Annotated in this window: 12 protein-coding genes and 1 pseudogene; 3 read left to right on the top strand and 10 right to left on the bottom strand. The window is 65.1% G+C overall.

Going from position 1 to position 13,332, the window contains the following annotated elements; genetic code table 11:
* Nucleotides 1-227 precede the first annotated feature (227 nt).
* Nucleotides 228-1,169, top strand: coding sequence for a Bug family tripartite tricarboxylate transporter substrate binding protein (locus H8A95_RS25895; RefSeq protein ID WP_229185737.1), 942 nt, complete (start codon nt 228-230; stop codon nt 1,167-1,169).
* A gap of 12 nt (nt 1,170-1,181) precedes the next feature.
* Here the strand turns inward: H8A95_RS25895 and H8A95_RS25890 are convergent, their stop codons facing one another.
* From H8A95_RS25890 to glyA, 9 genes are all read right to left on the bottom strand, one after another.
* The gene (locus H8A95_RS25890) at nt 1,182-1,337 is read right to left on the bottom strand and encodes a hypothetical protein (RefSeq protein ID WP_016844991.1); all 156 of its coding nucleotides are present in this window, start codon (nt 1,335-1,337) and stop codon (nt 1,182-1,184) included.
* A 227-nt stretch (nt 1,338-1,564) separates the two neighbouring features.
* Nucleotides 1,565-3,685 (bottom strand): sodium-translocating pyrophosphatase, encoded by a 2,121-nt coding sequence (locus tag H8A95_RS25885; protein ID WP_229185733.1) that lies wholly within the window; start codon nt 3,683-3,685, stop codon nt 1,565-1,567.
* 223 nt (nt 3,686-3,908) lie between these two features.
* Nucleotides 3,909-4,910: a thiamine-phosphate kinase gene (thiL, locus tag H8A95_RS25880; RefSeq protein ID WP_229185731.1), complete on the bottom strand. Its 1,002-nt coding sequence runs from the start codon at nt 4,908-4,910 to the stop codon at nt 3,909-3,911.
* Nucleotides 4,911-5,046: 136 nt separating this feature from the next.
* Nucleotides 5,047-5,541 carry a transcription antitermination factor NusB gene (gene nusB / locus H8A95_RS25875; RefSeq protein ID WP_229185729.1) on the bottom strand — a complete coding sequence of 165 codons (495 nt, stop codon included), beginning with the start codon at nt 5,539-5,541 and terminating at the stop codon, nt 5,047-5,049.
* 2 nt (nt 5,542-5,543) lie between these two features.
* Complete coding sequence (gene ribH / locus H8A95_RS25870; RefSeq protein ID WP_163162024.1) at nt 5,544-6,035, bottom strand: 6,7-dimethyl-8-ribityllumazine synthase; 492 nt, start codon at nt 6,033-6,035, stop codon at nt 5,544-5,546.
* Nucleotides 6,036-6,259: 224 nt separating this feature from the next.
* Complete coding sequence (locus H8A95_RS25865) at nt 6,260-6,868, bottom strand: riboflavin synthase (RefSeq protein ID WP_229185727.1); 609 nt, start codon at nt 6,866-6,868, stop codon at nt 6,260-6,262.
* Nucleotides 6,868-8,028, bottom strand: coding sequence for a bifunctional diaminohydroxyphosphoribosylaminopyrimidine deaminase/5-amino-6-(5-phosphoribosylamino)uracil reductase RibD (gene ribD / locus H8A95_RS25860; protein ID WP_229185725.1), 1,161 nt, complete (start codon nt 8,026-8,028; stop codon nt 6,868-6,870). The genes H8A95_RS25865 and ribD overlap by 1 nt, the downstream gene beginning before the upstream one ends.
* Nucleotides 8,025-8,507 (bottom strand): transcriptional regulator NrdR, encoded by a 483-nt coding sequence (gene nrdR, locus H8A95_RS25855; RefSeq protein WP_229185723.1) that lies wholly within the window; start codon nt 8,505-8,507, stop codon nt 8,025-8,027. Before nrdR ends, ribD begins: the two co-directional genes overlap by 4 nt.
* Nucleotides 8,508-8,526: 19 nt before the next feature.
* Entirely contained in the window at nt 8,527-9,825 is a 1,299-nt protein-coding gene (gene glyA / locus H8A95_RS25850; RefSeq protein ID WP_229185722.1) for a serine hydroxymethyltransferase, read from the bottom strand.
* A gap of 643 nt (nt 9,826-10,468) precedes the next feature.
* Here glyA and H8A95_RS44540 point away from each other — a divergent pair.
* A pseudogene (locus H8A95_RS44540) lies at nt 10,469-11,056 on the top strand (TonB-dependent receptor plug domain-containing protein); the annotation flags it as partial.
* Nucleotides 11,057-11,654: 598 nt separating this feature from the next.
* Complete coding sequence (locus H8A95_RS44535) at nt 11,655-12,749, top strand: TonB-dependent siderophore receptor (protein ID WP_420839456.1); 1,095 nt, start codon at nt 11,655-11,657, stop codon at nt 12,747-12,749.
* 258 nt (nt 12,750-13,007) lie between these two features.
* On the opposite strand, the gene H8A95_RS25840 is transcribed toward H8A95_RS44535, so the two are convergent.
* Nucleotides 13,008-13,289: a hypothetical protein gene (locus H8A95_RS25840; RefSeq protein ID WP_229185720.1), complete on the bottom strand. Its 282-nt coding sequence runs from the start codon at nt 13,287-13,289 to the stop codon at nt 13,008-13,010.
* Nucleotides 13,290-13,332 lie beyond the last annotated feature (43 nt).

Below are 13,332 nucleotides of genomic sequence, written 5' to 3'. Positions count from 1 at the left end.
CTAGAGCGTTTTCGAACGAAGCGGATTCCGGTTCGCGTGAAGACAACGCGTCAAACCAGAGTCTAGAACCCAAGCTGCGCCAAGTTGCCGCGCTTGCCCGACGGGCAAGCGGTCCCCTACGCTTGCTCACAAACAAGAGAGTCTGGGCAGGGGGCAAGCGCGTGAGAGCCAAGAGATTTTCCCGTCGTACGGTATTGTCGGGCGCGGCGGCATTGTCGGCTGCATCGATGCTGCCGCGTGCCAGTCTCGGCGCCGGTGACTGGCGGCCGACCGAGACGGTTCGGATCATCGTGCCGGCCGCGGCCGGCGGATCGACTGACGTGATGGGGCGTTTGCTGGCCGCGCATTTGCAGCCGCTCTGGGGCCAGTCGGTGGTGGTGGAGAATCGCTCCGGCGCCGGCGGCACCATCGGCACTTCAGAGGTCGCGCGCAGCAAGGGCGACGGCCACACCATCCTGATCGGCAATCCCGGCCCCAACGCGATCGCCTACAGCATCTTCCGCAACCTGACCTACAAGGCCGACCAGTTGCAGGCGGTCTCCAACATGATCCGGATCCCGAACATCGTCTCGGCGCATCCATCGACCGGCATCAAGTCGATCCCCGAACTGATCGCCTATTTGAAGAAGAACCCCGACAAGCTCACCTATGGCTCATCCGGCACCGGACAGAGCCCTCACCTCACCGGCGCCTGGTTCCTGCAACTCACCGGGCTGAAGATGACCCATGTCCCGTTCCGCGGTGCCGGCCCCGCATTGCAGGCGGCGCTCGCCGGCGACATCCAGATCCTGTTCGACAACCTCTATCCCTCGCTGCCGCAGGTGCTGGACGGCAAGCTGAACGGGCTCTGCGTCACCACGCCCGAGCGCAGCGAGTCCGCGCCCAATCTGCCGGTCATGCGCGAAGGCGCGCCGGAGCTCGCCAAGTTCGACGTCGCGTCCTGGTTCGGCGTGTTCCTGCCGAAGACGGCGCCCGCGCCTGTCGTCGACGAGCTGAACCGTCAGATCAAGACGATGCTGGCGCGCGACGACGTCAGGAAGAACATCAGCGGCATGGGCGCGCGCGCCGACTACGGCACGCCGCAGCAATTCTCCGATTTCGTCGAGGCGGAGACGACGAAGTTTGCCGCCATCATCGAGAAGGAAGGGCTCCAGATGGAGGTCAAGTGACAGCCTCTGTCACTAGGACGACTTGTTGATCTTCTTGACCTTGGCGTCGGTTGCTTCGATCGACATCGCCAGTTCCAGGATCGCCTTCGACAGCAGCTCGATGGCCTCCTTTTGATCCTGCGACTTGGAGGCGCGGAGCGCATAGTTCCGTGCGGATGAGAGCGACATCGATTGATCTCCGTGTTGTTTGCGTCTGGTTCTCGGCGGATATCGTTGGCGGACGGCACGTCCACCGTCATTGCGAGGAGCGATAGCGACGAAGCAATCCACTTCTCCGCTGTGGAGGGATGGATTGCTTCGCTCCGCTCGCAATGACGCTGCGACGTCTCGTGCCCCCCAAAAGCAGAACCCCCGCGGTCTTTCCGCGGGGGTTTCGCTTGGTCAGATCGCGCCGCTCAGTGCGCCAAAATCGCCAGCAGCAGCAACGCCACGATGTTGGTGATCTTGATCATCGGGTTGACCGCCGGGCCGGCCGTATCCTTGTAGGGATCGCCCACGGTGTCGCCGGTCACCGCGGACTTGTGGGCGTCAGAGCCCTTTCCGCCGTAGTGGCCGTCCTCGATGTATTTCTTGGCGTTGTCCCAGGCGCCGCCGCCCGAGGTCATCGAGATCGCGACGAACAGGCCGGTGACGATGACGCCGAGCAGCATGGCGCCGACCGCGGAGAACGCCGCCGACTTGCCGGCCGCGCCGCCGCCCGCGATCGCATAGATCACGAAGTAGACGAAGATCGGCGACAGCACCGGCAGCAGGGACGGGATGATCATCTCCTTGATCGCCGCCTTGGTCAGCAGGTCGACCGCCTTGCCGTAGTCCGGCTTGTCGGTGCCCTGCATTATGCCGGGCTTCTCGCGGAACTGACGGCGCACCTCTTCAACGATTGCGCTGGCGGCACGTCCCACCGCCGTCATGCCCATCGCGCCGAACAGATACGGCAGCAGGCCGCCGAACAGCAGGCCCACCACGACGTAGGGGTTGTTGAGCGAGAAGTCGGGATTGACCCCCTTGAAGTAGAGGTGGTTGGCGGAGTCTGCGATGAAGAATTTGAGGTCCTGATTGTAGGCCGCAAACAGCACCAGCGCACCGAGACCGGCGGAGCCGATCGCGTAGCCCTTGGTCACTGCCTTGGTGGTGTTGCCGACCGCATCGAGCGCGTCGGTCGACTTGCGCACTTCCTTGGGCAGACCCGCCATCTCGGCGATGCCGCCAGCGTTGTCGGTGACCGGGCCGAAGGCGTCGAGCGCGACGATCATGCCGGCCAGCGCCAGCATGGTGGCGGTCGCGATCGCGATGCCGAACAGGCCGGCCAGGCTGTAGGTGACCAGGATCCCGGCGATGATGACGAGCGCGGGCAGCGCGGTCGCCTCCATCGAGATCGCCAGGCCCTGGATCACGTTGGTGCCGTGACCGGTGACCGAGGCCGCCGCAATCGACTTGACCGGGCGATAGTCGGTGCCGGTGTAATACTCGGTGATCCAGATGATCAGGCCGGTGACGACGAGGCCGACCACGCCGCACTCGAACAGCGCCATGCCGGTGTAGTCGACGCCATCGAGCTTGCCGAAGCCGATCAGCCAGTTGATCACGGCCGCGACGCCGACCAGCGACAGGATGCCGGTGGCGATCAGGCCCTTGTACAGGGCACCCATGATCGACTGGCTGGCGCCGAGCTTGACGAAGAAGGTGCCGATGATCGAGGTGATGATGCAGATGCCGCCGATCGCGAGCGGCAGCGTCATCATGTTCACCAGGATCGGCGTCTTGGCGAAGAAGATCGCCGCGAGCACCATGGTGGCGACCGCGGTCACCGCATAGGTCTCGAACAGGTCCGCCGCCATGCCGGCGCAGTCGCCGACATTGTCGCCCACGTTGTCGGCGATGGTGGCCGGGTTGCGCGGATCGTCCTCGGGGATGCCGGCCTCGACCTTGCCGACGAGGTCGCCGCCGACGTCTGCACCCTTGGTGAAGATGCCGCCGCCGAGACGGGCAAAGATCGAGATCAGCGACGCGCCGAAGCCGAGCGCCACCATGGCGTCGACCACGGTGCGGCTACCGGCTTCCAGCCCCATGAACTTGACCAGCACCATGAAGTAGATGGTGACGCCGAGCAGTGCGAGACCGGCAACCAGCATGCCGGTGATCGCACCCGCCTTGAAGGCGAGCTCGAGGCCGCCGGCCAGCGAGGTGGTCGCCGCCTGCGCGGTGCGGACGTTGGCGCGCACCGAGACGTTCATGCCGATGAAGCCGGCCGCACCCGACAGGATGGCGCCGATCGCAAAGCCGATCGCCACCAGAAGGCCGAGGAAGTAGGCCAGCACCACGAAGATCACGATACCGACCATGCCGATCGTGGTGTATTGCCGCCGCAGATAGGCTTGTGCGCCCTCGCGCACCGCGCCCGCGATTTCCTGCATGCGGGCATTGCCCGCATCCGCGTTCAAGACCGACTGCGTCGCCCAGATCGCGTAGACGATGGAAAGCGCCCCGCAGAGCACAATCAACCATAAAGCTGTCATTGAATGTTGCCTCAGATCCTTGATGTAACCCCCGCGCCTTCTTTGTGCCGCTAGGGGGCGGCAGGCGCTTATTTTGCGAGGACAATCCTCCCCAAAAACGGATTGCCTCAAATCGGGCGCGACCTTGCCAAAATCGTTACCGCTGTGCAACGCCACCTACAGCCGAAAACGCCGATATCGGCAGCAATTTAGAAGGAAAGTCGGCGCGTTTCGGCCGGACGTTCTAGAAATGGCTGTAGGACAGCCGCTTCAGCGCCAGTTCCCTACCCTGTCCGTCGAGGAAGCTTGGCGGTGACTGGCCTGCAATGAGGCCACCGATCGCGGTGACGGCGACCTTGGCCTGCCGTGCCTCGCGCACAAAGGCGTCCGTGCGATCGCCCGGGACCGCGCACAAGAGCTCGTAGTCATCGCCGCCGGCCACCAAGGTCTCGAACCCGATCGCCTTGCGCGCAAGCAGCCCAGCGGCCGCAGGCGACAATGGAATGCTCGGCACGTTGATCACGGCCGTCACACCGCTGGCTGCGCAAAGCTTGGCCAGATCGCCGGCGAGACCGTCGGACACGTCCATCGCCGCGCTGGCGTGGGCGCGGACGGCGTTGGCAAGTGCGTTGCGCGGCTGCGGAACACGGTAGCGGGCGGCAAGGAAATCGCGGCCGACCGCATCCTCTGCCAGATCAGCCGCGACCGGACCGCCCCGGAGCACATCGAGACCGAGCGCGGCATCGCCGATCGTGCCGGTGACGAACACGCGGTCACCCGCCTTTGCCCCTGCGCGATGCACCATCTTGCCCTGCGGCAGCCGGCCGAACGCGGTGATCGAGATCATCACCGGCCCCGGCGTCGAGACCGTGTCGCCGCCGAGCAGCGGGCAACCGAAATGGCTGGCATCCTCGCCGAGCGCCCGGGCGAACGGCTTCAGCCAGGTTTCATCGACCTTGCGCAGCGCCAGCGTCAGCACGAAGCCGGCCGGCGCTGCCCCCTTGGCCGCGATATCGGACAGGTTCACCCGCAGCGCCTTGCGCGCCAGCGTGTCGGGCGGGTCTTCGGGAAGGAAGTGCACACCCTCGACGATGGCATCCGTGGTGACCACGATGTCCTCGCCGGCCGCCCTCAGCGCGGCGGCATCGTCGTCGAGACCGAACGCGCCCGGATCGGTCGCCAGCGGCTTGAAATAGCGGGCGATCAGGGAATCTTCGCCGGAGGTGTGTTTATCGCTCTGCGACACGATACGAGACCCGTCATCCTGAGGTGCGAGCGGAGCGAGCCTCGAAGGATGCACGGCCCCAGCCGGGCCATCGCCCTTCGAGACGGCCGCTACGCGGCCTCCTCAGGGTGACGGTCAAGCCAACATATGTCTCCGCTCAGCTCCGCACAAACTCGTCGCCGCGGAACTGGCGGGCGATCTGATCGAGCACGGCGTTGACCATGCCGGTCTCGTCCTTTTCGACAAAGGCATGCGCGACGTCGACATATTCGGAAACCACCACGCGGCCCGGCACGTCCTTGCGATGCTCGAGTTCGTAGGAACCGGCGCGAAGCACCGCGCGCAGGATCGCATCGATCCGCTTCAGCGGCCAACCCTTCGACAGCGCCTCGTCGATCAAGGGATCGAGCTTGGCCTGGTCGCGCACCACGCCGGAGACCACGTCACGGAAGAACGCGGCTTCGGCCGGCAGATATTTCTCGCCCTCGACCTCGTTGCCGAGCCAGTGGCTCTCGAACTCGGCGAAGATGTCGTTGATGCCGGCGCCGCCGATATCCATCTGGTAGAGCGCCTGCACGGCGGCGAGCCGTGCCGCGCCGCGCCGGTTGGCTTTGCGGTCGGGGGTTTTCGCAGGCTTCTTGATGTCAGCCATGGTCAGGCCTTTGCCAGGCGGCGTTTGATCCGCAGCATCGCGATCGCCGCGCGCGCCGCGTCGCCGCCCTTGTTCAGCTCGCTGGCGCGCGCCCGCGCCCAGGCCTGCGCCTCGTTGTTGACGGTGAGGATGCCGTTGCCGAGCGGGAATTTCCGGCTCACGGCCAGATCCATCAAACCGCGCGAGGATTCCTGCGAGACGATCTCGAAATGGATGGTGTCGCCGCGCACCACGCAGCCGAGCGCAATCGCGGCGTCATAGGGCTTGCCGTTCGCTGCCGCGGCATCGATCGCGATCGCGATCGCGGCCGGAATCTCCAGCGCGCCCGGCACCGTGAGCACGTCGTGGCTGGCGCCGGCGATTTTCAGCTCGGCCAGCGCACCTTCCAGCAGCGCATCCTGGATGTCGTCATAAAACCGTGCCTCGACGATCAGCACGCGTGCGCCTGTGATGTCAGTCTGGTCCTTCAGGGGTGCGCGCCGCGCGTCAGCCATCTGCGTATCCACTTCAATTTGTTGACATTCACCGATAACGTTGCATGTCAACGTTTCGCGAGTTTGTAGTCGCCCCAACGACTGAAGCCAAGCAGGAATGCTTCAGACATCGTCATTCCGGGATGGTCCGCAGGACCAGACCGCAGGTGCACTATTGTGCACCGGGGAATCTCGAGATTCCGGGCTCGATGCGTGCGCATAGCCCCGGAATGACGGCTACGCCGTCATTTCATCTCCGACAGCCTTGCCGCGTAGCGGGCCATCAGATCGACCTCGATATTGACTTCGCTGCCGGCCTTCCAGCCGCTCAGGGTCGTGACGGAAAGCGTGTGCGGGATGATCAGCACCGAAAAGGTGACGTCGTCGACCGTATTCACGGTCAGCGACACGCCGTCCAGCGTGATCGATCCCTTGGCCGCGATGAAACGCGCCAGTTCGCGGGTGGTTTTGAGCTCGAACCGCGCCATGTCGGGCAGATCTTCGCGCTTGACGATGGTGGCGATCCCGTCGGCGTGGCCGGCCACGATGTGACCGCCGAGCTCGTCGCCGATCTTCAGCGCGCGCTCGAGGTTGAGCCGGCCGCCCTGCCCCCAGTCCTTGGCGGTGGTCATGCCGAGCGTCTCGGCCGCGGCATCGACGTCGAACCAGGTCTTGCCGTCAGCGGTGCCGGAGGCGACCACGGTGAGGCAGACGCCGTTGCAGGCGATCGAGGCGCCGTCGGCAATCGTGCTCTGGTCGTAGTCGCAGGCAATCCGCATCCGGTGCAGCTGCCCCTGCGCGACCGGCTTCAGGCTGGTGATCTCACCGATATCGGTGACAATTCCGGTAAACATTACGCACGCTCGTAGATATTGAGACTGTCTTTGCCGAGGGTTTCGCTAGCACGAACCCGAAACGCGGGCGACTGCGTGATTGCGTCGAGCGGCATTGCGTCCAGCGCGGGAACGCCATCGGCACCGATCGCATCAGGTCCGCGCAGCAGCCAGATTTCATCGACGAGGCCCGCCGCAACGAAAGAATTTGCCACGCGCGCGCCGCCCTCGACCAATAGCCGCGTCGTCCCCTTCTCCGCCAGCGCATGCAAGACGGCCGGCCGGTCGAGCCCCGCGGGCGCGCCGGCCGCAACGCGGATCACCTGTGCGCCGGCGGCGCCAAGCTTCACCACGGCAGGCGCTTCCGCCATGTCAGATGTCATCACCCAAAGCGGCGTCTCGCGCGCGGAATGCACCAGGCGGCTGTCGCCCGAGATCCGCAGCGCGCGGTCGAGCACGACCCGCACCGGCGAGCGTGCCGCCATGCCGGGCAACCGGCAGGTCAAGAGCGGATCATCGGCCTGCACCGTGCCGATGCCGACCAGGATCGCGTCGCACTGCGCGCGCAACAGATGCACGCGCGTTCGCGCCGCCTCCCCGGTGATCACAACGGGTTTATGGCCGCTGGCCGCGATCTTGTCGTCGGCGGACACGGCGAGCTTGAGGATGACGTGCGGGCGCTTGTCCGTGATGCGGCGGAAGTGTCCGGCATGGTCGCGCGCGGCCTCCGCCGCACACAGCCCGACATCGACCGCGATGCCGGCGGCGCGCAGCCTGGCGTGCCCCTTGCCGCCAACGTCCGGATTGGGGTCCTCGATCGCCGAGACAACGCGGGCAAGCCCCGCCGCCACGACGGCGTCCGCACAGGGCGGCGAGCGGCCGAAATGCGAACAAGGCTCGAGCGTGACATAGAGCGTGGCGCCCCGCGCGGCGTCGCCTGCGCGCCGCAGCGCCTCGACCTCGGCATGCGGGCGTCCCCCGGGCTGAGTCCAGCCGCGACCGACGACCACGCCGTCCTTGACGATGACGGCGCCGACCGCCGGATTGGGCCAAGTGCGCCCGAGGCCTCGGCGGCCGAGCGCAAGCGCGAGCTGCATGAAGCGCTGATCGGCGGCCTTCGCTGTTTCCTTGGCCTCTTTGGCTTTCTGCCCGAGCTGCTCTTCCAGTATCCGGAAGATCATTTGCGCAACGTCGCGATCCGCGGGTCCTCTTCGCCGGTCAGCTCGTCGAGCACCGCCTCAAAGTCCTTGGCCTCGCGGAAATTGCGATAGACCGAGGCGAAGCGCACATAGGCGACGTCGTCGAGCTGGCGCAGATGCTCCATCACGATCTCGCCGATCGCCTCCGAGGAGACCTCCGCCTCGCCGCCGCTTTCCAGCTCGCGGACGATGGTGGACACCATCTTCTCGACCCGCTCGGACTCCACCGGGCGCTTGCGCAACGAGATCTGCAGCGAGCGCATCAGCTTGTCGCGATCGAACGGCACGCGGCGGCCGTTGCGCTTGATGACCGTCAGCTCGCGCAGCTGCACCCGCTCGAAGGTCGTGAAGCGGAAATTGCAGGCCATGCAAACGCGACGCCTGCGGATCACCGCGGAGTCCTCGGTCGGACGCGAGTCCTTGACCTGCGTATCGAGAGAATTGCAGCTCGGACAACGCATCCGACGGGACCTCTACCTCTTAGTAGATCGGGAAGCGATCGGTCAGCGCCTTGACGCGCTCCTTGATCGCGGCCTCGACCAGCGGCGCCTTGCCGTCCGGCGACTGCGCCAGCGCGTTCAGCACTTCCGCGATCATCCCGCCGACCTGCTTGAACTCGGCAACGCCGAAGCCGCGCGTGGTCGCCGCCGGCGTGCCCAAACGTAGACCCGAGGTGACGAACGGCTTTTCGGGATCGAACGGAATGCCGTTCTTGTTGCAGGTGATCGCGGCGCGCACCAGCGCCTTCTCGGAGATGTTGCCCTTCAGGCCCTTCGGCCTGAGGTCGACCAGCATCAGATGGTTGTCGGTGCCGCCGGACACGATGTCGAGGCCGTGGCCGCGCAGCGTCTCCGCCAGCGCCTTGGCGTTCTCGACCACGTTCTTGGCGTAGACCTTGAAGTCCGGCCGCAGCGCTTCGGCGAACGCCACCGCCTTGGCGGCGATCACGTGCATCAGCGGTCCGCCCTGCAGACCGGGGAAGATCGCCGAGTTCAGCTTCTTGGCCAGCGTCTCGTCATTGCTGAGGATCAGGCCGCCGCGCGGACCGCGCAGCGACTTGTGCGTCGTCGTTGTCGTGACGTGGGCATGCGGCACCGGCGAGGCATGCACGCCGCCGGCGACGAGGCCGGCGAAATGCGCCATGTCGACCAGCAGATACGCACCAACGGAATCGGCGATCTCGCGGAAGCGCTTGAAGTCCCACGCGCGCGAATAGGCCGAGCCGCCGGCGACGATCAGCTTCGGCTTGACCTGCTCGGCCAGCTTCTGGACTTCATCCATGTCGATGATCTGGTCCTCGCGGCGCACCGTGTAGTGCGCGGCCTTGAACCACTTGCCGGACATGTTGACCGGCGAGCCGTGGGTGAGATGGCCGCCGGCCGCAAGGTCGAGACCCATGAAGGTGTCGCCGGGCTGCAGCAGCGCCAGGAACACCGCCTGATTCATCTGGCTGCCGGAGTTCGGCTGGACGTTGGCGAAGCCGGCGCCGAACAGCTTCTTGGCGCGCTCGATCGCGAGGTTCTCGGCGACGTCGACCCACTCGCAACCGCCGTAGTAGCGGGCGCCCGGATAACCCTCCGCATATTTGTTGGTCATCACCGAGCCCTGCGCCTCCAGCACGGCGCGGCTGACGATGTTCTCGGAGGCGATCAGCTCGATCTCATGGCGCTGCCGGCCGAGCTCGCCCTTGATCGCGGCGGCGATCTCGGGATCGGCCTCGGCAAGGGTTGCCGTGAAGAAGGAATCGGGCGCGGAAGCGGCCTTGGAGGAAGAGGTCATCGGCGAAATATCTCCACCGCCGCAAGCCTTTACTTAGGGATGCGGACGGTCACGAGTGGCGGTCGAAGCTGGTCTCAGAGCGTTATCACATCACCCTAAAATGGCCAAGCGGTTGCGGTCCCCGGCGGTCAATTATGCCAGATATGGTGGGGACGGCGGGGATTGCCACCCGGCCGGGCCGCTCCGGGGGAGCGCGGTTCCGGCCGCCTTCCGGGCATGGCCGCCGAGGCCCCGGGGCGGACGGGACGCCCCCTTCCCGGCCACGCCGACGTCCGGACTACGACTGAGGTGTCCACCGTTCGCGAGCCGCGCGAGATCCGACCGCTTGATCACGCGACCTGCGTCTCACCCGATCATGACGCGATCGATCACGATGGATCGAGTCGACGAGCGAGTGACTTACGAAGTCAGCGAGCGCACGACTCACGACACGATTTTTGAATCGTTCAATTGTTGAATCGTTCAACACTGGATCGATTCAAGGCTCTCATGTGATGCGTGCAATTGCGCGTCGTACTCCGTTGTCTCTCAGTCACACACTCCAGCATTGCGCACGGCTTCGATAGCTTCTAACGGCGCGCGCGCTGTTCCCGAAAATCACCGTGATAACGACGCCGAAGAAACTTCTCTTTGGGGGCGTTGAATGACGGACGGATGGATTCGGCCGCAGCGGCTTGCTGCTTCGGCCTTGGTGATGCTTTCGGTTGCTGGTGCGGACGAGGTCTTGGCGCAGACGCAATTGCCGTCGGTCACGGTCGATGCGCCGCACCGGCAATCGGCGCGATCGCAGCAGCAGCCCTCACAACGGACCGCGCGCGCACGAAGCGCCGCGCGCCGCGCAGCTGCCGCACCGGTGACAACACAACCTCAGGCCGCGCAGCAGGCCGCAGGCGCCGGCGGCGGACACGAGCGCGCCAACGGTCCGGTCGCCGGCTATCTGGCGCGGCAGAGCTCGAGCGGCACCAAGACCAGCACGCCGATCATCCAGACGCCGCAATCGGTGACCGTGATCGGCGCCGAACAGATCCGCGACCAGAAGATCGTCAGCAAGTTCGACGAAGTGCTGCGCTACTCGCCGGGCGTGATCGGCGGCACCTACGGTTCCGATTTCCGCAACGACTGGTTCCTGATCCGCGGCTTCCCCGCACAGAACGAGTCGCTGTTCCTGGACGGCCTGCAGCTGTTCTACACCTCCTATGGAAGCTGGAAGCTGCAGCCGTTCAACCTCGAGCGCGTCGAGGTGCTGCGCGGTCCCTCCGGCATCCTCTATGGCGGCTCGGCGCCGGGCGGCCTCGTCAACGCCGTGAGCAAGATGCCGTCGGCCGAGCCCATTCGCTACATCGAAGCCGGCGTCAACAATTTCGGCAACGGCTATACTGCGTTCGACATCGGCGGCGTGGTCCCGCAGCAATCCGGCAATGGACAAGTGCTGTACCGCTTCGTCGGCCAGGCGCAGGGCGGCGGCACCCAGACCGACTACACCTACGACAACAATTTCTTCTTCGCCCCGTCGGTGACCTGGCGTGATACCGACACCAGCCTCACCGTCTACGCCACGGCCGCGCACAACAACACCAGGGCGGAGAACTTCCTGCCCTATGTCGGCACCGTCACCAACGCGCCGTTCGGCAAGATTCCGACCAGCCTTTTCACGGGCGATCCCAGCGCCGACCAATTCCGCCGCGAGCAGGAGACGGTCGGCTACAAGTTCGAGAAAAGCCTGACCGATAGTCTCGACTTCCGTCAGAATGCGCGCGCGGCCCATGTCGACGTGTACTACACCGGCCTCTACGGCCTCGGCTACGCGACGACGCCGGCGGCGGCCGATCTTGCGCGCGGCAATTTCTACGCCCCGCGGCAACGCGCTCCAGTTCAACCTCGACAACCAGCTCGAGTACAGCTTCAACACCGGCATCCTGCAGCACACCGCGCTGTTCGGCCTCGACCTCAAGCACTACGGCATCGACGACCGCCAGGGCTTTGGCGTCGGCACCAATCTCAATCTGCTCAATCCGGTCTACGGCACCAACACGACCTATGGCGGTCCGCTGTACCAGAACGCCTATCTCAACCAGGGCATGGCCGGGCTCTATCTGCAGGACCAGGTCAAGCTCGACCGGCTGACCGTGGTGCTGTCGGGGCGACAGGACTGGGTCGATCTCGTCAATCAAAACCGGATCGGAGCCGATCAGAGCCGTCAGGACAGCAAGTTCTCCGGCCGCGTCGGCGCGATCTACAATTTCGACAACGGCGTCGCGCCCTACGTCTCCTACATGACCGGCTACAACCCGATCATCGGTCTCAATGCGGCCAGCCAATTGCTGTTGCCGGAGACCCCGGAGCAGAGCGAGGTCGGCGTCAAATACGAGCCGGTCGGGCTCAATGCACGCTTCAGCGTCGCCTACTTCGACCTGAAGCGGAAGAATGCGCTGACCACCGATCCGAACAACCCGATGTTCCAGACCCAGAATGGCGAGGTCACCTCGCGCGGCGTCGAGCTCGAGGCGGTGGCTAACATCACGCGCGACTTCAAGCTGGTGGCGAGCTACACCAACTACGACCTGTTCGTCAGCAAGGACCTCAATCCGGCGCTGATCGGGACCGTGCCGACCAATACTCCCCGCGACTTCGCCTCGGTCTGGACCGACTACACCTTCCGCGACGGCCCGCTCGCCGGCTTCGGCCTCGGCGGCGGCGTGCGCTATGTCGGCTCGTCCTTTGCCGACACCGCGAACACCGCGCGTGTTCCCGCCTTCGTGCTCGGCGATCTTGCCCTGCACTATGAAGGGGGCAACAACTGGCGCGCGGCGCTCAACATCGTGAATGTGGCGGACAAGATCTACGTCGCAAGCTGTGCGCTGATCACGTCCTGCTACTACGGCGATCGCCGCCGCTTCACGGCCAGCATCGGCTACAAATGGTGAGAATGCAGCGAAGCATTCTGTTCATAAAGCGATCATCGAGAGAGGCGGAGTTCAGCCGCCTCTCTTTTTCGACCCACGTCAGCGTGGTGTCAGCATCTCGCGCTAGGTTCGCGCCGCGGCGAAATTTGCCGCGCCCAGACTGGCCCGCTCCGAAATGCGAGCCCCGGAGCGGGCCTTTTACATGCCGGGGGTTTCCTCAAGGCAGCCAAAGTCATTTCGGCCGCAGCCGCCCTGTCATCGCTATCCTGAGCGCGCGGGTCAGAATGCATTCCTGAACTGCGCGACATAGTCGGGGCTTCCATAGACCCACATCGGCTCGTCACATTGTTGCGAGCCCAAATCGTTCGTGCACGCGGCGCTCCATGGCGGAGCTGCGACCTGACGACCGACAATCCCGTATCCCTGCAATGGACCGGCAATCGCCGTCCGAGCGGCGACGTGCTCGCGATTGCTGCTCTTGTCGGTTCGCAGATGAGCACTGGCCTCGGTCGCGAGAGATGGCGCAAGCAGCAGTGCCGCCAGAAGGTAAATGATCTTCATTGTTCAGCTTCCTTTCTGAAGGGAAGACCGAAACTGGAGTCTG

Source organism: Bradyrhizobium oropedii (assembly GCF_020889685.1).
In the GTDB taxonomy this organism is placed as follows: Bacteria; Pseudomonadota; Alphaproteobacteria; order Rhizobiales; family Xanthobacteraceae; genus Bradyrhizobium; species Bradyrhizobium oropedii.
Note: the sequence above shows the minus strand (reverse complement) of the source record. Positions and strands in the feature narration are given on the sequence as shown.